Annotated in this window: 26 protein-coding genes and 1 pseudogene; 23 read left to right on the forward strand and 4 right to left on the reverse strand. The window is 60.2% G+C overall.

Features of this window, described 5'->3' with window-relative positions; translation table 11 throughout:
• The first annotated feature begins 151 nt into the window (after nucleotides 1–151).
• From ACWKWX_RS06985 to ACWKWX_RS07020, 8 genes are all read left to right on the forward strand, one after another.
• A complete protein-coding gene (locus tag ACWKWX_RS06985) occupies nucleotides 152–979 on the forward strand; it encodes a DUF932 domain-containing protein (RefSeq protein ID WP_483827314.1) in 828 nt (275 codons plus the stop codon).
• 137 nt (nucleotides 980–1,116) lie between these two features.
• Complete coding sequence (locus ACWKWX_RS06990) at nucleotides 1,117–1,767, forward strand: hypothetical protein (protein ID WP_483827315.1); 651 nt, start codon at nucleotides 1,117–1,119, stop codon at nucleotides 1,765–1,767.
• Between the two features lie 66 nt (nucleotides 1,768–1,833).
• The gene (locus tag ACWKWX_RS06995; protein ID WP_483827316.1) at nucleotides 1,834–2,940 is read left to right on the forward strand and encodes a DUF6094 domain-containing protein; all 1,107 of its coding nucleotides are present in this window, start codon (nucleotides 1,834–1,836) and stop codon (nucleotides 2,938–2,940) included.
• A gap of 82 nt (nucleotides 2,941–3,022) precedes the next feature.
• The gene (locus tag ACWKWX_RS07000; RefSeq protein WP_483827317.1) at nucleotides 3,023–3,349 is read left to right on the forward strand and encodes a methyltransferase; all 327 of its coding nucleotides are present in this window, start codon (nucleotides 3,023–3,025) and stop codon (nucleotides 3,347–3,349) included.
• A gap of 89 nt (nucleotides 3,350–3,438) precedes the next feature.
• Complete coding sequence (locus tag ACWKWX_RS07005; RefSeq protein WP_483827318.1) at nucleotides 3,439–3,744, forward strand: hypothetical protein; 306 nt, start codon at nucleotides 3,439–3,441, stop codon at nucleotides 3,742–3,744.
• 191 nt (nucleotides 3,745–3,935) lie between these two features.
• Nucleotides 3,936–4,181, forward strand: coding sequence for a plasmid related protein (locus tag ACWKWX_RS07010; RefSeq protein WP_483827434.1), 246 nt, complete (start codon nucleotides 3,936–3,938; stop codon nucleotides 4,179–4,181).
• Between the two features lie 102 nt (nucleotides 4,182–4,283).
• Entirely contained in the window at nucleotides 4,284–6,557 is a 2,274-nt protein-coding gene (locus ACWKWX_RS07015; RefSeq protein ID WP_483827319.1) for a DEAD/DEAH box helicase family protein, read from the forward strand.
• Nucleotides 6,558–6,677: 120 nt separating this feature from the next.
• Nucleotides 6,678–7,346 carry a hypothetical protein gene (locus tag ACWKWX_RS07020; RefSeq protein WP_483827320.1) on the forward strand — a complete coding sequence of 223 codons (669 nt, stop codon included), beginning with the start codon at nucleotides 6,678–6,680 and terminating at the stop codon, nucleotides 7,344–7,346.
• Between the two features lie 147 nt (nucleotides 7,347–7,493).
• On the opposite strand, the gene ACWKWX_RS07025 is transcribed toward ACWKWX_RS07020, so the two are convergent.
• A complete protein-coding gene (locus tag ACWKWX_RS07025) occupies nucleotides 7,494–8,183 on the reverse strand; it encodes an NBR1-Ig-like domain-containing protein (protein ID WP_483827321.1) in 690 nt (229 codons plus the stop codon).
• 233 nt (nucleotides 8,184–8,416) lie between these two features.
• Between ACWKWX_RS07025 and ACWKWX_RS07030 the strand changes: the two genes are divergently transcribed.
• Together ACWKWX_RS07030 and ACWKWX_RS07035 are read left to right on the forward strand one after the other, a co-directional pair.
• Nucleotides 8,417–9,235 carry a 2OG-Fe(II) oxygenase family protein gene (locus tag ACWKWX_RS07030; RefSeq protein WP_483827322.1) on the forward strand — a complete coding sequence of 273 codons (819 nt, stop codon included), beginning with the start codon at nucleotides 8,417–8,419 and terminating at the stop codon, nucleotides 9,233–9,235.
• Nucleotides 9,236–9,247: 12 nt separating this feature from the next.
• The gene (locus ACWKWX_RS07035) at nucleotides 9,248–9,880 is read left to right on the forward strand and encodes a LysE/ArgO family amino acid transporter (RefSeq protein WP_483827323.1); all 633 of its coding nucleotides are present in this window, start codon (nucleotides 9,248–9,250) and stop codon (nucleotides 9,878–9,880) included.
• Between the two features lie 114 nt (nucleotides 9,881–9,994).
• Here the strand turns inward: ACWKWX_RS07035 and ACWKWX_RS07040 are convergent, their stop codons facing one another.
• The 3 genes and pseudogenes from ACWKWX_RS07040 to ACWKWX_RS07050 all read right to left on the reverse strand — a co-directional run bounded on the left by ACWKWX_RS07040 (nucleotide 9,995) and on the right by ACWKWX_RS07050 (nucleotide 12,153).
• Entirely contained in the window at nucleotides 9,995–10,648 is a 654-nt protein-coding gene (locus ACWKWX_RS07040; protein WP_483827324.1) for a LysE family translocator, read from the reverse strand.
• Between the two features lies 1 nt (nucleotide 10,649).
• A pseudogene (locus ACWKWX_RS07045) lies at nucleotides 10,650–11,419 on the reverse strand (2OG-Fe(II) oxygenase).
• Nucleotides 11,420–11,520: 101 nt separating this feature from the next.
• Entirely contained in the window at nucleotides 11,521–12,153 is a 633-nt protein-coding gene (locus tag ACWKWX_RS07050) for an alanyl-tRNA editing protein (RefSeq protein ID WP_483827325.1), read from the reverse strand.
• 95 nt (nucleotides 12,154–12,248) lie between these two features.
• On the opposite strand from ACWKWX_RS07050, the gene ACWKWX_RS07055 reads away from it, so the two are divergent.
• The 13 genes from ACWKWX_RS07055 to ACWKWX_RS07115 all read left to right on the forward strand — a co-directional run bounded on the left by ACWKWX_RS07055 (nucleotide 12,249) and on the right by ACWKWX_RS07115 (nucleotide 24,337).
• Entirely contained in the window at nucleotides 12,249–13,235 is a 987-nt protein-coding gene (locus tag ACWKWX_RS07055; protein ID WP_483827326.1) for a LysR family transcriptional regulator, read from the forward strand.
• A 90-nt stretch (nucleotides 13,236–13,325) separates the two neighbouring features.
• The gene (gene pilL2 / locus ACWKWX_RS07060) at nucleotides 13,326–13,910 is read left to right on the forward strand and encodes a PFGI-1 class ICE element type IV pilus protein PilL2 (RefSeq protein ID WP_483827327.1); all 585 of its coding nucleotides are present in this window, start codon (nucleotides 13,326–13,328) and stop codon (nucleotides 13,908–13,910) included.
• Complete coding sequence (locus ACWKWX_RS07065; protein ID WP_483827328.1) at nucleotides 13,907–14,554, forward strand: hypothetical protein; 648 nt, start codon at nucleotides 13,907–13,909, stop codon at nucleotides 14,552–14,554. The genes pilL2 and ACWKWX_RS07065 overlap by 4 nt, the downstream gene beginning before the upstream one ends.
• A gap of 9 nt (nucleotides 14,555–14,563) precedes the next feature.
• Complete coding sequence (locus tag ACWKWX_RS07070) at nucleotides 14,564–15,304, forward strand: TIGR03759 family integrating conjugative element protein (RefSeq protein WP_483827329.1); 741 nt, start codon at nucleotides 14,564–14,566, stop codon at nucleotides 15,302–15,304.
• A 38-nt stretch (nucleotides 15,305–15,342) separates the two neighbouring features.
• Nucleotides 15,343–15,873 carry a transglycosylase SLT domain-containing protein gene (locus tag ACWKWX_RS07075; protein ID WP_483827435.1) on the forward strand — a complete coding sequence of 177 codons (531 nt, stop codon included), beginning with the start codon at nucleotides 15,343–15,345 and terminating at the stop codon, nucleotides 15,871–15,873.
• The gene (locus ACWKWX_RS07080) at nucleotides 15,870–16,421 is read left to right on the forward strand and encodes an integrating conjugative element protein (protein WP_483827330.1); all 552 of its coding nucleotides are present in this window, start codon (nucleotides 15,870–15,872) and stop codon (nucleotides 16,419–16,421) included. The genes ACWKWX_RS07075 and ACWKWX_RS07080 overlap by 4 nt, the downstream gene beginning before the upstream one ends.
• A gap of 10 nt (nucleotides 16,422–16,431) precedes the next feature.
• A complete protein-coding gene (gene traD / locus ACWKWX_RS07085; RefSeq protein ID WP_483827331.1) occupies nucleotides 16,432–18,600 on the forward strand; it encodes a type IV conjugative transfer system coupling protein TraD in 2,169 nt (722 codons plus the stop codon).
• Nucleotides 18,597–19,346: a TIGR03747 family integrating conjugative element membrane protein gene (locus ACWKWX_RS07090; RefSeq protein WP_483827332.1), complete on the forward strand. Its 750-nt coding sequence runs from the start codon at nucleotides 18,597–18,599 to the stop codon at nucleotides 19,344–19,346. Before traD ends, ACWKWX_RS07090 begins: the two co-directional genes overlap by 4 nt.
• 261 nt (nucleotides 19,347–19,607) lie before the next feature.
• Nucleotides 19,608–20,501, forward strand: a complete 894-nt coding sequence (locus ACWKWX_RS07095) for a DMT family transporter (RefSeq protein ID WP_483827333.1) — start codon at nucleotides 19,608–19,610, stop codon at nucleotides 20,499–20,501.
• A 51-nt stretch (nucleotides 20,502–20,552) separates the two neighbouring features.
• The gene (locus ACWKWX_RS07100; RefSeq protein WP_483827334.1) at nucleotides 20,553–21,344 is read left to right on the forward strand and encodes a 2OG-Fe(II)-dependent halogenase WelO5 family protein; all 792 of its coding nucleotides are present in this window, start codon (nucleotides 20,553–20,555) and stop codon (nucleotides 21,342–21,344) included.
• Complete coding sequence (locus tag ACWKWX_RS07105) at nucleotides 21,341–22,495, forward strand: zinc-binding dehydrogenase (RefSeq protein WP_483827335.1); 1,155 nt, start codon at nucleotides 21,341–21,343, stop codon at nucleotides 22,493–22,495. The genes ACWKWX_RS07100 and ACWKWX_RS07105 overlap by 4 nt, the downstream gene beginning before the upstream one ends.
• Nucleotides 22,492–23,319, forward strand: coding sequence for a pyrroline-5-carboxylate reductase (gene proC / locus ACWKWX_RS07110; RefSeq protein ID WP_483827336.1), 828 nt, complete (start codon nucleotides 22,492–22,494; stop codon nucleotides 23,317–23,319). Before ACWKWX_RS07105 ends, proC begins: the two co-directional genes overlap by 4 nt.
• A gap of 37 nt (nucleotides 23,320–23,356) precedes the next feature.
• Entirely contained in the window at nucleotides 23,357–24,337 is a 981-nt protein-coding gene (locus tag ACWKWX_RS07115) for a phytanoyl-CoA dioxygenase family protein (protein ID WP_483827337.1), read from the forward strand.
• Nucleotides 24,338–24,386 lie beyond the last annotated feature (49 nt).

A 24,386-nucleotide genomic window follows, 5' to 3' on the forward strand; every position in this document is an offset into this window, starting at 1 on the left:
AGCGCGTTCGGTATCCGCCGTTCCAGTCGTCTGAAATTCCCGTCCACCAGTCTTCGGACTGACCCTGCATCGCAGGTTTTCCATGCGCGCGTGCGCGCCTGGCCTTGTGCCAGCCGTCGATGTCGCTTGCCCAATCCTCAAGGAGATAGACATGCAACTCGCATCTCGTTTCGCATCACGTTCCCCGATCCTGCGTGCCGATCATCCCCTGTCGGATGACCAGATCCGCGCAGTCGCTCCTTCCATCTTTGCGGATACACCGCACGAAAGCCGCTCCGAACGGTATAGCTACATACCGACCTCCGCCGTTCTGGCGAAGCTACGCAATGAAGGGTTCGAGCCCTTCATGGTGTGCCAGACCCGCGTGCGTCATGAAGACCGTCGCGAGTTCACGAAACACATGCTCCGCCTTCGCCATGCAAGCCAGATCAACGGCAAAGAGGCGAATGAGATCATCCTGCTCAATTCACATGATGGCACCAGCAGCTACCAGATGCTGGCCGGCATGTTCCGTTTCGTGTGCCAGAACGGTCTGGTGTACGGCGATATCGTCGGAGACGTTCGTGTGCCTCACAAGGGCAATGTCACGGACCACGTAATCGAAGGCGCCTATGAGGTCCTGAGCGGCTTCGACCAGGTGCAGGATTCCCGCGAAGCCATGCGAGCGGTTACGCTCGATGATGGCGAGGCGGAAGTCTTTGCACGCTCGGCCCTGACGCTCAAGTATGACAGCGACACCAAGGTGCTGCCGATAACTGAAAGCCAGGTTCTGGCAACGCGCCGGTTCGATGACAACCGGCCGGATCTGTGGTCGGTGTTCAACCGGGTGCAGGAAAACCTCGTCAAAGGAGGTCTGTCCGGTCGGACTGCCAATGGCCGCCATCAACGCACGCGCCCTGTGCAAGGCATCGATCAGAACGTCCGTCTCAATCGGGCGCTGTGGCTGCTGGCCGAAGGCCTGCGGCAACTGAAAAACTGATCTGACGCGGACTGTGCCCATTTCGGGCAATGCTCGCGGTTTTCTCCCACCGCTCCTGACGGAGCATTCCTCACCCCCAGGGGCTGTATCAGCCTCACGGGCTGGTGCTGTCCCTGGACCTTCCAAAGGACACGACCATGCCCGATACAACATCTTCGCAACCGCTTCTTCGCATTGATGAATGCTCCGACCTGATGGCCGACGGCTACATCGGCGACGAAAGCGGCGACCTGATCTTCCTGTCCATCTGGGCACGCGATACGGCCATTCAACAGTTTCTGGCCCGGCTCACGCTGGGTCGTGACGACGATGGCCTGGATCAGTTCCACCTCATCACCGATGCAGGCGGCTCCATTCCGGTTTTCATCGGAAACGTCGACAGGCTGGAGAAGCGCTCCACGCGCCTTTTCCGCCGCACCCTGTTCGGTTCGATGGTCAACCTGTGGCTCTTCGACCAGCGCTGCGTCAAGCCCGACAAGGCCAACGCCAGCGCGCTGATGCTGCTTCCCAGGGACTCAGACCATCGGCTTGATCGTTTGTGGACACTGGTACAGGAAACGTGCCCTCTGCCACTCCTCGATCACTGGCGCGACATCGTGCTGGACCTGCTGATGGAGCAATCCATGCTGGCGCGTCTTCCCATGGCTTACGGGCCACTGGAAGGGCACCGCCTGGCGCTGGATGTTCCTGTGCTCACGAAGACACTCGGCGATCTGATCCGCAACGGAACCCTCAGCGCCACGGCGCATGAACTGGCTTCCGGCATGCCTTTGCGGCGCGTCGCCTGAAGTCTCGCAAGGGCATGCGCAAGCTGCATGCCCCTCATTTTTCCCAACCAGAATCAGGAGATTCACATGGCTCTCATGTTCCCCCGGCTTGCCCGGAATTTTGCGAAAAACGGGTACTACCCAACCGACGAACCCACGCTGGAGCGGGCGCTCAACGCGCTGGCGCCGGCCGCCGGTCAAGTCACCATCATCGATCCTTGCGCGGGCGAAGGCGTTGCCATCGCGGAAGCCGCACATGCGCTTGGCCGTGATCTGGTGTCAGCTTATGCCGTCGAATTCGACGAAGAGCGCGCCAGACATGCCCGAGGTCTTGTCGACCATTGCCTGCACAGCGACCTGATGGATACGCTGATTAGCCGGCAGAGCTTTGGACTGATGTGGCTCAATCCTCCCTATGGGGATCTGTCCAGGGATGCCGATGGCAACATCGGCTACCAGGGACAGGGCCGCGCCAGGCTGGAGAAGCTGTTCTATCAGCGTGTCTTGCCGCTGCTGCAATACGGTGGCGTACTGGTCTTCATCATTCCCAGCTACACGCTCGACGCCGAACTGGTGGGTTGGCTGACACGCCATTTCACCGGACTGCGCATCTACCGTGCGGTCGAACAGCAGTTCAGGCAGGTGGTGATCTTCGGCACCCGCTCACGCCAGCGCGATCTGGCAAGCGATGCCAAAGCCATCCGCAACCGGCTGCTGCAGATCGGCGCAGGTGATATCGAAGCGGAAGAACTGCCGGTCGAATGGCCGTTCCTCCCGTATTCCGTCCCGGCCGCACAGGCCGAGCCGGAGCAGTTCTATCGCGTCACCATGGAGCCGGAGCAATTCGCGGCCGAAGTTCATCGCCTTCAAGGGTTGTGGCCTTCCCTCGATACGCATCTCGGCGCTTCGCAGCAATCGCTGCGGCCGCCGGCCCGTGCCTTGTCTCACTGGCATCTCGCCCTGGCGCTCGCCGCCGGTGCGATTTCAGGTGTGGTCCGTTCCAGAACCGGCAAGGTGATGGTCGTCAAAGGCGATACCCACAAAGAGAAGTCCGCCGCTGTCGAATACAACGAACGCGACGACGGCTCGATCGCCGAAACGCGCATCCTCACCGACAAGTTCGTGCCGGTCATTCGCGCATGGGACATGACGCCCGGCTCCCCCACTCGGGGAGAAGTGCTGACCATCCGCTGATTCTTCATCCATCCCCCGAAAACCAACGCCTGGACCAGGCGCTGGCTTCGGTTTTCATCAACGCAACAGGAGAGCTACAACCATGTCCTTCAAACTGTTCTCACGCCAGCGCACCACGCCGGCTTCCATCCCTCTGTTCTCCAGCGGTGCCCTGACGCTCAGCGCCAGGGTGCAATGGCTGGACAGCAAGGGGCTGGTTGATCCCCATCGTTTCCTACATCGCCACCTGCGTGGTGACTGGGGCGATCTGGATCACACCGAACGTCGCGCGAACGATGCAGCTCTTCGATCAGAAGGAACTCTGACCTCGCGCTACCAGGTGACACCGCGGCTGTCCTTGTTGGTGACCACCAGCAAGGATCACAGCCAGACCGTGATCCAACTGCCCGAGGAGAACGAGCCGCACTGACGACTTGCATCTTCAGCCTTTTCCACTCAACGGGGTCATGCTGCCCCAACGGGGTGTCATGACCCTCCTCAACATGCAGGAGAAACACCATGACCTCCGACACGAAACCTCGTGATCACCGCCGTTTGCTGTTCCCGATCGGCGCATTGATTTTCAGCGAAGGCGTAGACCGCCTGATGCGGGAAGGCAGGCTCGATCCGATGCCTTACTTCCAGCGCCACATCCGCGGCGACTGGGGCGATGTGACGGACGACAAGTGGCAGGAAAACAATGCCGCATTGAAATCCAACGCGCGTCTCGACTCGCTCTATGCGGTCACCCGCGAACTGAACATTCGCATCTTCACCGAGGCAGATCGCAGCGCGACGCATGTCCTGCTGCCATCCGAATCCTGACGCGCGAAAGCGTCGTTCCTCCACCGCGACAGCCCAGTAATTTCTGTCGTCCGCATCATCCACCCACCGGGGCCAATCACCCCGATCGGGTGCCATGGCCCTTCATTTCATTTGGAGTCACCACCATGGCACATGAAGCGCTTTTCCTCAGCGTTGTTCCGCAACCCCGATTCCTGACCGGGCAACTGGTCATGACCTCCGGCGTCGATGAACTGGCCCAACAGGGCCGGCTCAATCCAGGCCGATATCTCACGCGCCATCTCACTGCCGATTGGGGCGATCTCTCCGATAGCGACTGGCAGTCCAATGACACCGCCTTGCGCACCGGTGAGGATCGCCTGTTTTCGTCTTACCAGGTCGAGCCTGACCTGAACCTCTGGATCATCACCGAGTGGAATCGCAGCGTCACCACGCTGCTTTTGCCTAACGAATACTGATCTTCATCCGGCGGCTGTCGCCGCTTTTCATCTTCCCACCCTGGGGCATGTCCATCGCCCCGCAGGGGGAGGTGCATGCCCCGTTTTCTTTGGAGCATCACCATGTCCCTCGATCTTGAAACCATCCCCGATTCCGCCGTGCAGGGCGACCTGCTTGAAGCGGAATCCTCGCCGCTGACCATCAGCCTCAACGACTTCGTTTCCGAATTCGGTGACGAGCTGCTGGACAGCCTCAACCGCGCCAACCCTCCGGTCTACACCGGACAAGCGCGCCCGCACCGGCAACAGGTTCTGTCACGTCTCAAGCGGCTGCCGTTTCCGGCTCAGGCCGAAGTCATCCACGCCGTCAGCGAGTTGCTGGTCGACCGCGGTGAACGCGCCGCGATCATCAACGCAGAAATGGGAACGGGCAAGACGCTGATGGCAATTGCCGTCGCCGCCGTGCTCAACGCCGAAGGCTACCGTCGCACTCTGGTCCTGTCACCGCCGCACCTTGTCTACAAGTGGCGCCGGGAAATCCTCGAAACCATTCCTGGCGCGAAGGTGTGGGTGCTCAACGGCCCCGACACGCTGGTCAAGCTGCTGAAGCTGCGCGAGCAACTCGGCGTACCGGCCAGCGGCCAGGAGTTCTTCGTACTCGGCAGGGTCAGGATGCGCATGGGCTTCCACTGGAAACCCGTGTTCACCCGTCGCCGCATTCCCGGCGGTTTCGTCGGAGCATGCCCACATTGCGGTCACGTCATCACCGATCTCGATGGAGAGCCCGTCAACACGGTCGAGCTCGAAGCCGAAGAGTCGCGGCGCAAGTGCAGCCAGTGCGCATCTGCGCTATGGACCCTGATACGTCCTCGTTCGCTTTCGGCAACCGACCAGTCCTCGGCTGTGATCAAGGCGCTCAAGCGTATTCCCACCATCGGCGAAGCCACGGCCCAGCGGCTGATGAAAAAGTTCGGCGAGTCGTTCCTGGTATCTATCCTGGGCGACAACCTGTTCGAGTTCATCAACCTGATGGACGAGAACGGCGATCTTGTCTTCAGCGACCGGCAGGCTCAGCGCATGGAACGTGCAATGGCCTCCATGGAATTTGGCTTTGGTGAAGGTGGCTATCAAGCCAGTGAGTTCATTAAACGCTATCTTCCACAGGGCTTTTTCGATCTCCTCGTGTGTGACGAAGGCCATGAATACAAGGGGTCGGGCTCCGCACAGGGACAGGCGATGGGCGTGCTTGCCGCGAAGGCTCGCAGGACCCTGTTGCTGACCGGAACGCTGATGGGCGGCTACGCGGACGATTTGTTCGCGCTGTTGTTCCGGACGCTGACCGGGCGGATGATCGAAGACGGCTACCGGCCCTCCAGGACCGGCAGCATGACGTCGGCTGCGATGGCCTTCATGCGCGAACACGGCGTTTTGAAGGACATCTATTCCGAGAGCACCGGAACCGCGCACAAGACGGCCAGGGGCACCAAGATCACGGTGCGCACCGTCAAAGCGCCGGGCTTCGGGCCGAAAGGCATCCTGCGCTGCGTGCTGCCGTTCACCGTGTTCCTGAAACTCAGGGACATTGGCGGCAACGTGCTTCCTCCCTACGAGGAGGAGTTTCGTGAGGTCGCGATGGAAGCCGATCAGGCCAGCGCCTATCGTGATCTGGCCGGACGTCTGACTGCAGCTCTCAAGGAAGCCCTGCGTAAGCGGGATACGACGCTTCTTGGTGTGGTCCTCAACGTGCTTCTGGCCTGGCCGGACACGTGCTTCCGTCCCGAGACGGTGACGCATCCCCGCACGCGCGAGCTGCTGGCGTTCACACCGTCGCAGTTCAACGAGCTGGAAATCACGCCGAAAGAGCGTGAGCTGATCGACATCTGCAAGGCAGAGAAAGCCGAGGGCCGCAAGGTCCTGGCCTATACCGTCTATACCGGGACGCGGGACACCACGTCGAGGCTGAAGGTTCTACTGGAGCAGGAAGGTCTGAAGGTTGCGGTGCTGCGCGCAAGCGTGGACACCTCGCGGCGCGAAGACTGGATTGCAGAGCAACTGGACCGAGGCATCGATGTGCTGCTGACCAATCCCGAACTGGTCAAAACAGGGCTGGATCTGCTGGAGTTCCCAACGATCGTGTTCATGCAGTCTGGCTGGAACGTGTATACGCTCCAGCAAGCCTCGCGTCGGTCATGGCGGATCGGCCAGAAGCTGCCCGTGAAGGTCATCTATCTCGGCTACGCAGCCACGTCGCAGATGACATGCCTGTCGTTGATGGCGAAGAAGATCCTCGTCTCGCAGAGCACGTCGGGAGACGTGCCGGAGTCTGGCCTGGATGCCCTCAACACGGACGGCGATTCCGTAGAAGTGGCGATGGCAAGGCAACTTGTCGCCGCCTGATTCAACTCTCCATGCCGGCGTCCCATCGGGCCGCCGGCTTTCTCGTTTCTTCCACCTTGCAGCCATGCCCGCGTTTTTCGTGGGCATGGCTGTGTTCTTTCTCATCCCAAGGAGATTTCCATGAACACCAACACCCCAGCTACGCCCGAAATCATCAACGCCCGCCTGACGCTGGACGTGGCCTATCTGCTCAACGGCGAGTCGGTATCGGAAATGCTGGAACGCATGCGCGGCATGTGCGAACGCGCCATCGGCGAAGGTATGTTGACCGGCGAGACCGCCGCGGAAGTGGACGCCTGGTCAATCGACGCTTCCCTTTCGCCCTCGGCAGCCGACAATGAGGCACTGGAAGCCGGGATTGCCACCTTCATGCGGCAGCGCATCGAGGACGGAAACCTCGACGCGGAAGACATCCCCGTCCGCCTGGCGCGTTATGGCCTGATGGCCCCCGAAGCGTTCATATCAGAAATGCGCGAACGCATGGATATAGATGAAGGCGATGATCTTGAAGCCCAAGCCACTGTGGCCGTATCGGCTGCTCCTTCGGATCACGCTGAATTCGAGATGCGAATCGCGGTCGCCTGCGTCAACGCCTCGGGCATGTCTGACATGCCAATCTTCACCGTCAGGATCACCCGGGCGGAATTTGACCTGGGTGTTCACTACGACAAGGCCAAAGATCTGGCCGAAGAAGCCAGATACGAAGAGCCATTCGTCTGCTTCGATGCGACAGAGCAGGACGCCATCCTTTCGGCCGCACGAAAACTGGGTTCTGTCCGTGAGGATTGATCCAGCAGGTGCTCATCCACTTCTTCAGGCCCCACTTGGGGGCCTTTTTCTTGGTTGTGGCAGAGAGCCACAGCATCACGCGTCCTCGAACACAACCCAAAACAGAAATCCTCTTGAAGTCATGCGGGCATGAACCAGTGGTAGACGTCATCGCGCCATGACCGTCACCACCACATGCAAGATGAAGGACGGCCCATAACAGGGATTGCCTTCGCTGTCCTCGATCCGCCAGATCGATGCCACGGTGCAGCTCTCTTTCGGTGCCGCAAATTCAATGCTGATACGCACGGGCTGTCCTGGCAGCGTGTCCGGAATGGCAACCTCTTGGTACAGGCTGGTGAGATGGGCATTCAGGACCACCTGAAGGTCGGTCTTGCCTGGTTCGCGGCGAGCGATCACGTACTCACCATCCACACGTACCAGCCTGCGCCCATGCCAGGGTTTGCGGCCCACGTTCTGGATCTCCCATATCTTATGGAAGGCCTCGCCAGGCAGGACGATGGCATGGTCGGGCGTCGTCACATCGGCGTTGAACACCGCAATGTCGCCCCGATCTCTCAAGCCCACCGCACGGTTGGTCGGTGCCAATGGCGCGCCGGCCGAGGGCGCACCGCCAAGATCGGCGTAGTAGCGGAAGAGCAGCAGCGGCGAGACCTGGATGGCCTTGGCCAGCTTGACCAGCGTTCGCACGGAGGGGTCCTGCGATGCGCCACCCGCCAGTCCGTACAGGTAAGTCCGGGACAGCCCGGCTTCCTTGGCAATCGCGGTCATGGATTTGCCAAGCTCCCGGCCACGTCGCGCGATCAGCGCGCGCAGCGTTTCTCTCTTTGATTTCATCTCGTTCCCCGTGGCCGCGCTCCCGACCACTGCGCATTGTCCACTAAAAAGGACAGTCTGAGTGCCACAGTAAACCAATCATCGGCCAGTATTCAATTCATAAGGCAATCTGTCTTCGGCCAGATGATTGCCAAATAAACAGCGATATCGCCAAGCGAGCATGTTGTACGCATGAAGCCTGATGGCAGTAACCGAGTGGCCGTACCCATGAACCAGACGGACAGGTAACCCTTATGCCTCATATCAAGAATTGCGCTGAAGCGATTGCACGAACTGGCTTCGGGATCATCCCGATGACGGCGGCAATGCGAGACAACTATTCGCTGCTGCTGGATGGATTTACTGGCATAGCACAAGAGACAAAGGAGACTTACAGCTTCGCCGCGGATACCGATGGCTTCCTGCCGTTCGGTTCCGAATATGCCCATGTCAGGGACAATCCCGATCTGTGTGAACGCTTTTGCTACTGGCACGCTCACAGCGGCAGGCGCCAGGATCATCCCTTCAGCCAAAGTCCCTATCTGCGAGCAGCCGCAGCCTATGAAAGTGAAATCAGCGAGTTGGCTCAGGGCGTCATCAAGGGGATATGCCACGAGTTCGGTGCACCGTCGCTGGCTTCCATCCGCGACAGTTCGTACCTGCAACTGTGCGTGTACGGCCAGAACCCGCCACCGCATGAACGGAAATTTGCACAAGACCCGCACGAGGACGGGCATCTACTCACATTCATCCGGCCCAACCGCGATGGTCTGGTCATCTTGCGAGGCAGCGCTCTGGAGCCGGTTCGCCTGCTGGAAAACGAACTGGCCGTCCTCTCGGGTTCATTGCTGACGCAGCTATCCGACTGCGCTATTCCAGCAACCTACCATGCCGTCCTGACGCCGAGCCAACCCGTTCAGCGAAGCTCGCTCGTGTATTTCGCCAATCCCAGCAGCGCAGATGCGCTTATCGGCTTTCGCCGCAGGAAACCGATCGACCTCTCCGCGGCGATGAATGCTCATCACACTGGCTTCGGCAATCTTCCAATTGCTGTTGCAGCGAAAACCGCCTGACACGAGGGCCAGATGAGTTCATTCGTATATTCGCTGTTTTTCGAAGGGCTGCTGCTGGGGGTTGCTCTGTTTTCAGCTCCCGGCCCCAAGGACACCCTGGTCATCCGCCAGGGTGTCAGCGGGGGCGCTATTTGGGGCGTCGTTGCCATCTGTGTGATTGCCGACGCCATTCTCATTGCCATCGGCGTGTCGGGTGTCGGCACGCTGCTCGATAGCCATCCCCGTATCGTAGCGGTGCTGTTGTTGTCCGGCGCGCTCTACCTGGTCTGGTTCGGCGGACAGCGGTTGGTCGCCTGTATCCGCAATCAGTCCATGCCACGCCTCGCGGATGCCGGCACCTGCACGCAGCGCCACCTGCTGCGCACAGCTTTCATCCTCAGCTTTGCAAACCCCTATGCGTGGCTGGATACCGTGGTGCTTATCGGCTCGATGGGTGCGGCTAAGCCTGTCGATCAGCAATCGGCGTTCTCGGCAGGTACGATGGCCGCTTCATTCATCTGGTTCGTGCTGTTGGCCGCTGGCAGCAAGAAGCTGACCGGTCTTTTCCAGTCGCCACAAGCCTGGCGCTGGCTCGACGCTGGAATCGCACTACTGATGGCGTACCTGACCTTCGGGCTGATACAGGACTTCATACGCCTGCTGTGACAAATCAGCTTGATTTGGATTGATTCATTTCCTAATTCGGCAACATGGAATCCAGCGCAGCCGTGCCCGCGATTCTATTACTTCGCATCGAAACGGAGCATGGCTTTTCCCTCATTAGGTGAGGAACACGCCAGCGATTTCCCACAGCAGCCGCATCGAAAAGGCGATTAGCAGCAGCCCCATGAACCGCTCAAACCAATGACCGATGCGCAGGAATCGCTCGCGGATGCGAGGGCTGGTGAATACCAGGCTGACCAGTACAAACCAGGCAGCATTGACGAAGCACATCCAGCCGCCATAGAGCATCTGAATGCGCAGCGGCGTCGAAGCGCTCACCACCGTCGTGAACACCGCCAGGAAAAACAGCGTCGCCTTGGGGTTGGTCGCATTGGTCAGGAACCCCAACGTGAACGACTGACGAAAGCTCCGTGTTGTCCCGTCACCGGAATCCAAGGGCAGGTCGGCTGTGTGCTTACCCGCTTGTCGGATGAACATGACACCAAGGTAAAGCAGGTAGGCTCCGCCCACCAACTCTGCCACCCTCAACAGCCAGGGTGTGGCATGCATCAGCGCGCCGACCCCCAGCAGGGTGTAGATCACATGCACAGATATGCCCGCACCGATGCCAACGGCGGTGCCGATGCCGGCATGGCGTCCGAAACGGACGCTCTGCCTGATCGTGACAGCGAAATCCGGCCCCGGAGCCACGACCGCGAGAAAATGGATGGCAGCAAGGGCAAGAAACTCCCGCAAGTAATCGAGCTCCATGTCAGCTCCAGAAAGACAGTGGCATGGCTGGGCCACGGTAGCCGACGAAGCACGACAGGCTGAGTCGAACGTTGTCTAACCCCGTCGTCACGGCGTGCATGCAGCGAGAGTTAAAGAGGATCAAGTCGCCGGAATTTGGCCGTACCTCCAGTGTCGCTTCGCCCAGCAGCGCGGGGTCAATACCATAGCTATCGCCGCGCATCTGATCGAAGGCTTCGGGGGACAGTTGCTGATCCCATATCTGCAGAGCGCCCCCCTCGCTGGGCATGGACAGATAAATGTTTGCCGCCATCTGCGCCTGCAGACTGTGAGCCTGGAAGCTGTCCGGCGCATCCTTGGCAAAGATGTCGTGATGCGCAAGGAAGGTCACGCCTGGTTTGACGACACGCGACAGTCCGACGTACATCTTGCGGCCATACAGCGTTTCGAGTTGGGCACCCGCCGGCCACACTTCATCCAATACGCACCTGAGCAGGTCGACTGGAGAAACATAAGGTGTACAGCGTTTTCTCAATTCGTCGATATTGTCGAAGACACTCTCGAAGTAATCGGCCATGAGAGGTGGCTGGTTCTCTGCCTCGTAGAAGGCCATCCCGATCCGACCGATGCTGGGTGCATTCAGGTACTTCTGAAAGCCATGCCCCATAATCTGCCCGGCAGCTTGGCGGCAATATCCTTATCGATGAAATTGCGTACGCAGATGGCCAGGGCGTCTCCACGGACAAGTCTCTCGATCGCACCGTATTCCAGGCGCTCCAGTTCGATCACCATATTTCCCCCCCGATTGTTTTCATGCCTCGTCGCAGGCCGTAGGCCAGCAAGGCTCACTGGCACCGGAAGCCTCTCCCGCTCCGGGGGAGGCTGTTACTGCGTCATTGAATGTCGTACTGAACGATCAGTTGGCCTTTCTTTACATGAACCGATAGAACCCGAAGACGATTCAAATCCGCCGTAGTTTCGACATGGGTCCCGCCACACCCGTAGGGCGGCAGATGACCGAATCCGACTTGCCGGAACTGGCTTTCGTCCACTTGGACTCTGCACGGCAGATTGCTTGCAATCAGGTCGTCACACCGGCCTTGCACTGCGGCCACATCGACAGTCTGCGCGCCGTCCGCAGGTTTGAAGACCACACGTGCCTCCCCGGGCCAGTGGTGTGCCTTGATGGGTCTCCAAGCGAGCGGCTCCAGCGCGTGGCCTATCAAATGACCCGCGGAGTGCAATCTGGAATGCAGTTGACGCTGCTCCGCATCCACCCTGGCGCTGGTCACGCCAAGCGCAACCGCCTGACGGGTGTAGTGGATGATTTCGCCGTTGGACACTTCGACCTGGAACACTTCCGCATTCCCGATCGAACCCACATCAGCAGGCTGCCCGCCGCCTTGCGGATGAAACGGTGTGGCATTCAAGCGCACGCCATATTCGCCGTCAGCCAATTGCTCGCAATGCAAAACCTCGACTTCGGATTCCGTGGCGTTGCTTTCCCAATAGAGTCTTCGCGTCATTTTGTGATGTTCGTTTTATCTCGACTTATGTTCCCGATTGTATTAAATAGAGAGGGCTGCGATAATCCAATGCAAACACAAATAATCTTTGCCTCATGAGCACAAATAAGATGATCGCCCTGATGGGTGAGATGGCCGTTTTCGTCAAGGTGGTCGAGACAGGCAGCTTTTCCGAAACGGCACGCCAACTGGGGGCGGCACCTTCAGCAATCAGCCGATCAGTGGCTCGCCTTGAGAAAGCGCTAGGTACGCGGTTGCTGCAGCGCACGACTCGCAAGCTGCGACTGAGTGAAGGCGGACATGAGGTTCATGCCCGATGCCTGGACATGGTGAGCGCCGCGCAGGCGGTGATGGAGGTCTCCGGGCAGTTCAGTCCTGAACCCCAAGGGCTGGTACGGGTCAGCGTTCCTAAGGCAGTGGGCCGCTTCGTTATCCACCCGCACATCCCAGACTTCCTGGCGCGCTTTCCAAAGATCGATGTGCAACTGCAACTCAATGACCGCTATGTGGACCTCATCGACGACGAGGTGGACCTGGCGATCCGAATTACTGACCGCCCCTCTCCGGGGTTGATGGGCCGACGGCTCCTCGACATTGACCATATGCTATGCGCGACGCCGGAGTACCTAGCCAACCACGGCATGCCTGCGCATCCACATGACCTGAAGGCGCACACCTGTATCTTTTTGGGTGAAGAGCCTGGCGATTCTCGCTGGAAGTTCCTGCGTGGCGACAAGCGGGTAAGCGTCAGCGTACATGGCCGCTACGCGGTCAACCACACAGGGGCCCGACTCGACGCCGTTCTGCATCATCTTGGTATCGGAAGCCTGCCATACTTCACCGCACGGCACGCACTACAACAGGGTCAAATTGTTCAGGTGCTCCCGGAGTGGGAATTTAAAACAAACTACTGCGGCGAGGCTTGGATTCTGTATCCGCCGAACCGGCATCTCCCCCCGAAACTCAGCGCTTTCATTGACTTCATGGCAGAACGCCTAAGTGGAGAGCCGACCCTGAGCAGACCGGCGCGAAGGGCAGTGTCCGCAGCTTCGCCATACGAGTCGCCGGAGGTCGACAAATAGAAATAGGGGGAGCAAGCAGTTCCCTTTGTTTGCTGATGCCCCGGCCATGAACGGCGATTGTGACGGTTCAACGCTTCAGAGAACCGACACATGCAACCATTCAGCCACTTCCATCGCCATCTGGCGGGCTGCGGCCTGCTGATCGCAGCCGCACTGATGGCCGGCTGCGCCACGACGACGCCTCCGCAGAAGGCCGCACCCATCGCGAAGCCGACGATCGCACCGGCAAAACAGAAGCCGGAATTCATTCCTGTCGTTCGCTATGGCCGCTACACCCTGGTCGAACTGGCTCCGGCATCGGCACAGCAGGACCTGCTGTTGCAGGTGGTCGATGTCGCCATACCCGATACGCGCACAGCGACCGTGGGCGATGCGTTGCGCCACGTCCTGCTGCGCTCTGGCTACCAGCTCTGCTCGGTGGGCGACATCACCTCTCTCAATTCGCTGCCGTTGCCGGCATCCCACTATCGGTTGGGGCCGATGCTTCTGCGCGATGCCCTGCTGACGCTGGCAGGCCCCGCGTGGGATCTGAAAGTCGACGATGGCGCCCGCCGCGTCTGCTTCACCCGCGCTCCCCAGCCAGCATCTGCCCTGAGCCAACCGGCCGCACACTCTGCTTCGAAGGCGGCCGGTCACGTTGAAAAACGCCCGCTCACCACGGAGGTCCGGCCATGACCATCATCCCCGGCTCCGGCCGCCGCTCGCGCGTACCGCTGCTGCGCGTGGCCACCATCACCTGGGTCTTGCTGATCAGCGCGGGAGCTGTGGTAAATCATATGGTGCTGTCCAACCTCGCCACACAGGCCGGCGGCAGCGCACAAAGTACGCAAGTCGCTGCCCTGGAAGCCAGGCTGGCAGAACTGGGGCAGCAGCTCGAAGCGCAGCGTCAACAGCCCAGCACGTTGACGACCGCGCAGTTTGAAACCGAGCGCCAGGCCATCGAGCAACGGGTTTCCAGGATCGAGCAGGCGCTTGGCGAACGGCTGACGGCCGAAAGCCTCTCTCCATTGCATAGCCGCATCGAGCAGTTGGAGGCCCGACTGTCGAAAGCCGCCCAGGTCGCTCCCACCCCAGCCCGGACGCGGAAGAACCAGGCCACCAAGCCCAAAGCGGCAGTGCCTCCATTCAAGGTCATCGGCCTCGAAATGCGCGGCGGCGAACGCTTTTTGTCGATCCTGCCTACGGGCGCCGCTGCATCGCCCCTGACAGGCGTTCTGCGGCCCGGCGAAACGGAGGCCGGCTGGCGGCTGGAAACCATCGAAGACCACACCGCGGTGTTCCAGAACGGCGGCCAGGTTCTTCGCGTGGTCGCGCCATAGGAGGGCCAGATGAACCGCAGGATCATTTCGCTTGCGTTGGCGACCAGCTTGACCGTCGGCGCCGTCTCCGCGGCAACGGCGCAGAACGCACGAACAGCCACTACTCCGGTTGTTCCCAGCCAGGAACAGCCGGCAATTACGGCCAATAGCGATGAACAGAACGCACGCGACTGGGGACTTCGCCCGGAGGAATGGACGCGCTACCGGGAAGTGATGCGGGGGCCTCTGGGCATCTTCTCGCCCAATCTCGACCCGTTGACAGCACTAGGTATCGAGGCGCGTTCGGACGACGAACGACGCCGCTACGCCGAATTGCAAGTGCAGGTCGAGGCACGCCGCGTCGAGAAAACACTGGCATACCAGCGCGCCTACGACGCCGCCTGGCAACGCCTGCATCCGGGCATGCAGCGCGTCAATCTGCCGGGAGCCAACACCGCTTCCAGTGCGAGTGCCGCATCAAGCGAAGCGCGCCGTATGGCCGTATTCGTCAAGGACGAATGCGCCCCGTGCGGTCAGCTTGTCCAGCAATTGCAGGCCTCGGGAACCGAATTCGATCTCTACATGGTCGGAAGCCGCCAGGATGATGCCCGCATCCGCGACTGGGCGAAGCGGGCACGTATCGACCCCTCACGTGTTCGCAACGGCTCCATCACCCTCAACCATGACGCAGGCCGCTGGTTGTCACTGGGTCTGCAGGGAGATCTGCCAGCCGTCGTGCGGCAGGTTGGCGATCAATGGCAACGGCAGTGAACCGCTACGCACGCCTGCTCGCGCTGCTGGCCGGCTTCATGGTCGGAACCGCCCAGGCCAAAGCCCAGGAGATACCGCCACCTGCCTACCAGCTCGCAGCGCAACGCGCCGATATTCCGTCCCCGGTCCTGTATGCAGTGGCATTGCAGGAAAGCGGCCTGCAGCGTGGCGGCCGGCTGGTTCCCTGGCCCTGGACCCTGAACGTGGCTGGCGCGGCCCGTCGCTTCAGCAGCCACGCCGCGGCCTGCGAAGGGCTGCGCAAGGCGCTGCGCGAAGTTCCGCCAACCCGCATCGATGCCGGCCTGGCTCAAATCAACCTAGGCTACCAGAAGCACCGCTACAGCCGTCCCTGCGATCTGCTCGATCCATACCGCAACCTCGCCATCGCGGCCGAAATCCTGCGTGAACAACACACGCCCGGCGAGGACTGGTTGGTCGCCATCGGCCGCTATCACCGCCCAGCCGGCGGCGCACCCGCTGCGCGCTACCGGCGCAGCGTCAGCCAGCACCTGGCGCGCGTGGTCGGTCCTTCCCGTGCTGACGCTTCCACAAGGAGGAATACACCATGAAACCTGCCTTCGTCGTCACCGTGAGGCCGATTCTTTGCGCTCTGTTGTGCGCCGCTGGTCTGCCTGCCCTAGCTGCGGGCCAGCCGCCTCTCATCGTGGTCGAGGACCATGGAGGCACGTCCGCTCTGCCTTACTACCAGGCGCTGGACCTGCCGCCACGCAGGGATCAACCGGGTCCGCCACGGATCGACGTGCCGCCGTCCGGAGGCAAGACCTTCAGCGAAGCCGATATGCTGCCCGTGCGCTCGGAGCGGTTGTCGCCCGGCGATGAGCCTCGCCGGGTGATCCAGGCTCCGGGCCTAACGCCGGTCTTCCTCATCGGTGATGACGAACGCTCACGCGCCTGGCTGCTTGAGCGCAGGGCGGCGTTGACCGAAATCAGCGCCATCGGTCTCGTGGTCAATGTCGGATCGGCGGAGGCTCTGGCGGGACTGCGCAAGCTGGCGCCCGAGCTCACCTTGTCCCCCGTATCGGGTGACGACCTCGCTCAGCGGCTCGGACTGCGGCACTACCCGGTCCTGATCACCGCCAGCGGCATCGAGCAGTGAGCAAGCTGTCATGGCCCAGCCTCATGCGGTCGAAGTTCTGCTGCGGCCAGCGGTGGAGCTATACACCGTTGCGGTTTGCGCCGGCGCCGCGTTGGTGTGCATGGTGGCACCATGGTCGCTCGCGTTAAGCCCGCTACTGGGATTCGGCAGCGCTCTGGCATTCCTCGTGTTTGGCGGCATCCGCCTGCGCGAGGCGATGACCATCCTGCGATACCGCCGCAATATCCGCCGCTTGCCTCGCTATGTCATGACCAGTCGCCAGGTGCCGGTCAGCCGGCAGCGCCTGTTCATCGGCCGCGGCTTTCGTTGGGACCAGCGCCACACGCACCGGCTGATGCAGACCTATCGGCCAGAATTCCGGCGCTACGTCGAGCCGACACCGATCTACCGCCTTGCCCGGCGCGTTGAAGAGCGCCTGGAGTTCGCACCGTTCCCGCTTTCGAAGCTCGCCCGGGTGGTTGCATGGGACAACCCATTGAATCCCGCGCGGCCGCTGCCGCCAGTGGGAGGCATGCCACGCCTCCACGGCATCGAGCCGCATGAGATCGACGTCACCCTGCCGCTTGGCGAACGGGTCGGCCACTCGCTTGTGCTGGGCACCACGCGCGTCGGCAAGACCCGGCTGGCCGAGTTGTTCATCACGCAGGACATCCGCCGCAGGAACGCCGTCGGCGAGCATGAGGTCGTGATCGTTTTCGACCCCAAGGGTGACGCAGACCTTTTGAAGAGGATGTATGTCGAGGCCAAACGCGCCGGGCGTGAGGGCGAGTTCTATGTGTTTCATCTCGGATGGCCCGACATTTCGGCGCGCTACAACGCCGTGGGGCGCTTCGGCCGCATCAGTGAAGTGGCGACCCGCATCGCAGGGCAGCTTTCGGGCGAAGGCAACAGTGCGGCATTCCGCGAATTCGCATGGCGCTTCGTCAACATCATCGCAAGGGCCCTGGTGGAACTGGGGCAGCGGCCTGACTATCTGCTGATCCAGCGCCATGTGGTGAACATCGATGCGCTGTTCATCGAATACGCCCAACACTATTTCGCCAGCCATGAGCCGAAGGCGTGGGAGGTCATCGTCCAGCTCGAAGGCCGCATCAACGACAAGAACACGCCCCGTCACATGATGGGCAGGGAGAAGCGCGTGGTGGCGCTGGAGCAATATCTCTCCCAGGTGCGCGTGTACGATCCCGTGCTCGATGGCCTGCGTTCGGCAGTGCGCTATGACCGCACCTATTTCGACAAGATCGTCGCGTCGTTGTTGCCGTTGCTTGAAAAGCTCACGACCGGCAAAACTGCGCAGCTGCTCGCGCCCAACTATTCCGACCTGAACGATCCGCGGCCGATCTTCGACTGGATGCAGATCATCCGCAAGAGGGCGGTCGTCTACGTTGGCCTGGATGCGCTGTCGGATGCCGAGGTCGCCGCAGCGGTCGGCAACTCGATGTTCAGCGATCTGGTATCCGTGGCCGGACACATCTACAAATTCGGGATCGATGACGGGCTTCCCGGTGCGGCCTCCGGCGTGAAATTACCGATCAACGTCCATGCCGACGAATTCAACGAACTCATGGGCGATGAATTCATCCCCATGGTCAACAAGGGCGGCGGCGCCGGCCTGCAAGTCACGGCCTACACCCAGACCCTCAGTGATATCGAAGCGAGGATCGGCAACCGTGCCAAGGCTGGCCAGGTGGTCGGTAACTTCAATAATCTCTTCATGTTGCGCGTGCGCGAAACAGCCACGGCAGAGTTGCTGACCAAGCAGCTTCCAAAGGTCGAGGTCTACACCACGTCCCTGATGAGCGGCGCTACCGACAGTTCGGATATTCGCGGGCAGACGGATTTCACCAGCAACACCCAGGACAGGATCACGACCACCAGCGTGCCGTTGATCGAGCCGGCGCACGTCGTGGCGTTACCGAAAGGACAGGCCTTCGCATTGCTGGAAGGCGGAAACCTCTGGAAGGTGCGCATGCCGTTGCCGGCGCCGGACCCCGACGAGGCGATGCCCAGGGATCTGCAACAGTTGGCGGGGTACATGCGTCAGCACTACGTGGAGGCTGGCGACTGGTGGGAAAACCAAGGGCTTCCCGGACTGCAGGATGAACCGCTGCCGGACGACCTGCTGGACGACTTCCGGCACATCACCGCGGCCGCGGCCGATGGCGAGGCGGTTGTATGAGCGATCCGGCCGCCACCGCGCAACGCCAGCAGAACCGCCAGCAAGGTCTGATCGCCAGCATCATCACGATGCCGTTTCGCCTGTTCGGCGTTCTGTGCGGCTCGCTGCTCCTTTGCATCGTCATCGAATGCGTGGGCATGCACCTGTTCTGGCCAGACCAAGGATGGCGGCACGCACAGGGCATGCTCGACTATGAACTGGCCCAGTTCTCCGGTCACTTCACCCGCAGCGCTCTGGTGCAGGAACCGGGCCGCACCGCGCATTGGCTGGTCGAACAGGCCTACGAATGGATCTTCGTCAAGACCGGCTTACTGGAGTGGATGCGCAACGCCGCGAACCAGGCCAGCGCCCCCAGCCACAGCGGAACGCGCGATTTCCGGTACTACATCAGCCAGGCATATGTCTGGATAGAGAGCTACCTGATCGCTGCGGCGTTCACGACCCTGGTCTTCCTCGTGCGCCTGATGGTGCTGGTGCTGACGTTGCCGCTATTCCTGATGGCCGCCTTCGTGGGGCTGCTCGACGGCCTGGTGCGCCGCGACATCCGCCGTTTCGGTGCCGGGCGCGAATCCGGCTTCATCTATCATCGCGCCAAAGCATCGCTGATGCCGCTGGCCGTGCTGCCATGGGTGATCTACCTGGCGCTACCCTTGAGTGTCAGCCCCTTGCTCATCCTGCTACCCAGTGCGGTACTGCTGGGATTGGCGACGGACATCGCAGCCGGGAGCTTCAAAAAATACCTTTGAGGGCTTTGGCCACCGGATAGCCGGTATCCGCAATTTATAGAAAGCGGGAAATCCTGACCTCATTAGCAATCGTTTATCTTTTGTTCCAGTTGAACCAGCAACACCATTTTCAATGACCACTTTGGCATATCTTTTACGCTCATTGGCATCTATGCCACTTTTTTGATGATCGAACCTTCCGGATAATCGATCATGCAGGCTGCAATGGCTCATTGAGCTAGCCCAACAGCCGAGTCTTCAGAAAAGAATAGTGGGTTTCCAATGTCCAACGAACGACATGTCGTATGGGCGGGGGTATTCCTCGTCCTGATCTACGCCCTGCAATTCCTGGCCGCACGCGCGAGCCTTGCAGGAAACATCACGCCCGCCGGTCTGACAGTCTTGCGCTTCTATACAGCAGGAGCGCTTTTCATTCCCTATGTCTGCCTGGCGAAAACCAGAAAAAGCATCGCGAGACTTGGGTTCGTGAAAATCGTCACCCTCTCAGTGCTCGCGGGCTTCCCCTACCTTCTGGTGATCAACACCGGTATATCCCTGACATCGGCCGGATATGTTGCGACCGTGGGTCCTGGTTCGATCGTGCTCTTCTCGTTTCTTCTGCCGCTGCTTCTTTTGGGAGGGAAACCGGACTCCGCATCGGTCATCAGTACGGCGCTGATCACGTTCGGAATTCTTCTCTTCATATACAACACCTTCCTGGTGAAGGGCCTTTCTCCGGTGGGGACCGCGCTCTTCGTGATCCAGGGCCTGATGTTTTCCCTTTATGGGGTTCTGATCAAACGCTGGCAGGTAGATCCCGTTCTTGGAACGGCTGCCGTTTCGCTCGCATCGTGTTTGCCCTCGTTCGTCGCTCATGCTGGCATGCAGACGGGCTTTGGCGCCGCACCTCTTACGGAACTTCTTTTCCAAGCGTTCACACAAGGCATTCTGGCCGGCGCCGCGGCAATCTTTCTATACACGTACATCGTTCAGAAGATCGGGCCGCAAAGGGCGTCCCTGCTCATGCCCAGCGTTCCGATCATCACCACCATAGCCGGCCATCTCCTTCTGAATGAACCGATAAGCATCGTCCAGATTGGCGGCCTGATTTCTATGGCGCTCGGCATGTCCATGCCGGGCTTGATCGCGATCCGTCGGAAGCACCTGATTACCTGAATCAATCAAAGGACCATCAATGCCCGCAACTTGAGCGAAAGGAACTGCCCCATGAACATCAGCATACAGCCTCGTATCAACTGGAACACACTCGCCGAAGACAAGCTGAACGGCGGCGCCTTGTGCCGACTGTTCAGCGGTCAGATCCCTTATATTCGCGTCAGGAATTTCGCGTCCCCTGGTGAATGCGAAGCGCTGGTCCAAGGCGCTGTCAAAGAAGGATTCGGCTCCTATCGGGGCGTCGAACCCATCATCAACCGCATTGGCAATACGGTCTTCGAATATAACAGCATCTCGAAACACGAATATTTCGAGAAGAACAAAGCTCTGCTTCAGACTCAGCAGCGCATATTCGAAAACTCGTTCAATCCACTCCAACGCTTCACCAAATTGTTGAAACAACACGTGGGAAAAGCTGTAGGAGTCGCAACGAACAGTGCCGGCCAGCCATATTATGCAGGCCTCACCCGGCGCATCGAAAAAGGGACTCTCCTACACGTCGATTTCGCACCCGGCGAGCAACCGGAATGGGAGGTCGCGGCCGTCCAGCAGCAACTAGTCTGGAATCTCTACCTGCGCGTCTCTCATCCGCAAAGCGGCAGAACTCATGTCTTCAATCGGCAGTGGCAACCCTCGGACGAGGGAATGAAGGAGGGAATCTATGGGTACAACCGCCTTGTCGTCGAAGGCATAGAGGAAGCAATCTTCGAACCCGATGTCGGCGATGTCGTCATATTCAATACCCGCAACTTCCACTACGTCGAACCCACGGAAGGCGAACGTGTCGCGTTCACCTCGGCAATCGGCCGGACGCAATCCGACGAACTGGTGCTCTGGTCATGATGGAACAGCTTGTGTTGAACAAGGCAGAAGCCGTCGGCTCGACATTCCGGGCCGCGGTCATGCCTGCTCCGAAGGCTCCGCTCGAAATCCGGCGATTCCCCACTCCGCGGCCGGCGCCAGGCGAAGTAATCATGCGCACACTTTACTCTGAGGTTTGCGGAACCGACGTCCATATTCAGGAAGGGCGTCTCGATGGCATTCCCTTCCCGATTATTCCCGGCCACTTTTCGGTCGGCGTGGTCGAGGAGGTCGGCGGAAGGGTCGTCTCCGTAACCGGCCGGCCGATCCTTCCAGGAGAAATCATAACGTTCCTGGATGTGCATCGTACATGCCACAGATGCTGGCAATGCCTGGTAGCAAAGACACCAACGCGGTGTCCATCCCGAAGGGTCTACGGCGTCACGCACACCTCCGGGGAAGGACCTCTGGGCGGATGGTCCGAAATCATTCTGCTGCAAAACGATGTCGCCATTACGCATCTGCCTGACAAGTTGGCTCCGCTCACGTTCATGGCCGGCGGATGTGCCATGCCGACCGCCATCCATGCACTCGAGCGCGGCCAAGTCACATTGGGTGACCTGGTCGTCGTCCAAGGCGCCGGGCCTGTGGGCATCTGCGCCGCCCTTGCGGCGCGCCGAGCCGGAGCCGATGTGATCCTCTGCGACATGGCGGCGATCCGGCTGAACGCCGCAAGCAGGTTGGGTTTCCGGGTCATCGACCTCTCCGATGGAGGTATGCCGGCCAGCAGGCACCTGCTTGGTAAAACGTCCGGTCGTCTGGCAGATGTCGTCATCGAGGCGACCGGCGTTGCCGCTGCCATTCCAGAAGGGACTGCGATGATTCGGGATGGCGGTAGATATGTGATCGTGGGTCACTACTCGGATTCGGGTGAAATACCGCTCAACCCCCATCGTGACATCAATAGAAAGCACCTCGAAATCCGAGGAACCTGGGGGATCGAATACCACCATTTTCACAAGGCACTCGACCTCCTCAGCGCCCTTTCCGCCGGCGATCCGGGCATCCAGTTCGAAGAGGTTATGGTCTCGGTCTACCCTCTAGAGAAGGTAGAAGACGCTCTGCAAGCCGTGCGGCAGCGGCGTGTGGTGAAGGCCGTCATCGCAATATCGTCTGTGGAGGCAAGTCCATGACCGCTTTTCACCGAATCGGTTTTGTCGGGGCGGGCGCCATGAGTAGCTCGATACTGGCCGGGCTTATTCAAAGCAGACGGTTCCCGCCCACCCACATCAGCGTCGTGGGCAAGACACTAGTTCGTGCAGAGCAGATCAAGGAACGATTTGACGTACGTCGTGATGATTGCGTCGAGGACCTTGCCGAAAGCAATGACGTCCTCTGCCTTTGCATAAAGCCGCGGGATCTTCCTGACGTAGCCGAGAAGATGTCACGCATCTCCCTGAGCGGCAAGCTGTTGATCAGCACGCTCGCAGGCGTCGGCATGCAGGCGCTCCGGCACCACTTCCCCGAGCCCTGTCTCGTGCGAGCGATCCCCAACATCTCCTCCGAGATCGGCGAAGGCGTTACCTTGTGGACGGCTAGCGAGGAAACGCCGGAAGACTTCATGGAATTCGCACGTCAGTTCTGGGAGGCGGTGGGCATCTCGATCGAGGTCTCTCATGAGGATCATATCGACCTTGCAACTCCGATCAGCGGCGCCGCCCCGGCGTTTATGGGGCTGTTCATGGAGTCCCTTGTCGATGCCGCCGTCTTCCTTGGTTTGCCGAGATACATGGCGGGGCGGCTCGTTCTGCAATCCCTGAAGGGAAGCTGCGAACTCATCAGGCACCAGAACCACGATGCTCACTTGGTTCGACAGCGCGTGACCAGCCCCGGCGGGCTCACTGCCGTGTGCATAGCCAAACTCGAAGAGGGTGGTGTCCGCACCGCGGTGCTGGAGGCCGTCAGGGCCGGGCATTCCAAGACGATGGAACTCGGCATGCGGCGAAATACCGTGTGACCCGGGAAAGGCTTAATTCAACCAAGAGGACATAGCGATGGAACAGGAACTGTATTGCAGGGGCATGAAACTGGACGCCGATCCGGCCCGCTTCGGCGACCTGCGGGATTCGACCGATATCGTCGGGAACGAAGCGAACCTGCGGGAACGAATGGCCGAAGATGGCTATCTGCTCTTCCGCGGTCTCGTCGACCGCGAGAAGGTCCTGCGGGCGCGCAGGGAAATACTGCTCAAGTACGCCATCATTGGCGAGATTGACGGCGTCAACCATGACGTCATGGATGCGACACTCCAAGAGTATAGCTTCATTGGGAACGTCAATCTCATTGCCTTCACGGAGAGTGTTAGGCGGGGCGTCGCCTATGAGGAACTGACGCAGGACTCAAGTATCATGGGGATCTACGAGAAGCTTCTGGGGGGAAAGGTCCGAACCTTCGACTTCAAGTGGCCCCGTTTCGTCCGTCCAGGTGAGGGAACGGGGATTCATTCCGACAATATCTATGTTTCGGGGGGCACCAGCAATGTTTGGACGACCTGGATTCCGATCGGCGACGTCGCTCTCGACGAAGGGCCGATCGTACTGCTGGAAAAAAGCCATAAATCGCCTAAGCTGACGGAATACTGGGGCAAGGATGCGGACAAGGACCAGGTCGGTTGGCTGAGCGAGAACCCGCTGGCCGTCCAGGAGTCGATCGGTGGGCGCTGGCTCACATCCGCCTTCAGCGCGGGTGATATTCTGTGCTTCGATGTTCGGCTCGTGCATGCTTCTCTCGATAATCGCTCCCGCGTCAATCGCTGCCGCCTTACATCCGACACCCGATACCAGTTAGCCAGCGATCCGCTGGATAAGCGCTGGTATGGCAACACCAATCCTCACGGTGGCCAGATGAAGGTATTCCTTCCGGGAATGGCTCGTACCATCGGCAACCGCAAGTTCGAGGAGGAGTGGAAACCGGTCGACAGATGGGGCAGGCTGGACCGCTCGGCCGTTAAGACCGAACGTATCGAGACCGCTTGATCTGCGTGTCGCAGCGTCGCGCTGCGTTTCCTCGCGGCGCGACAACCGT

The organism is Pseudomonas imperatae, from assembly GCF_057128625.1.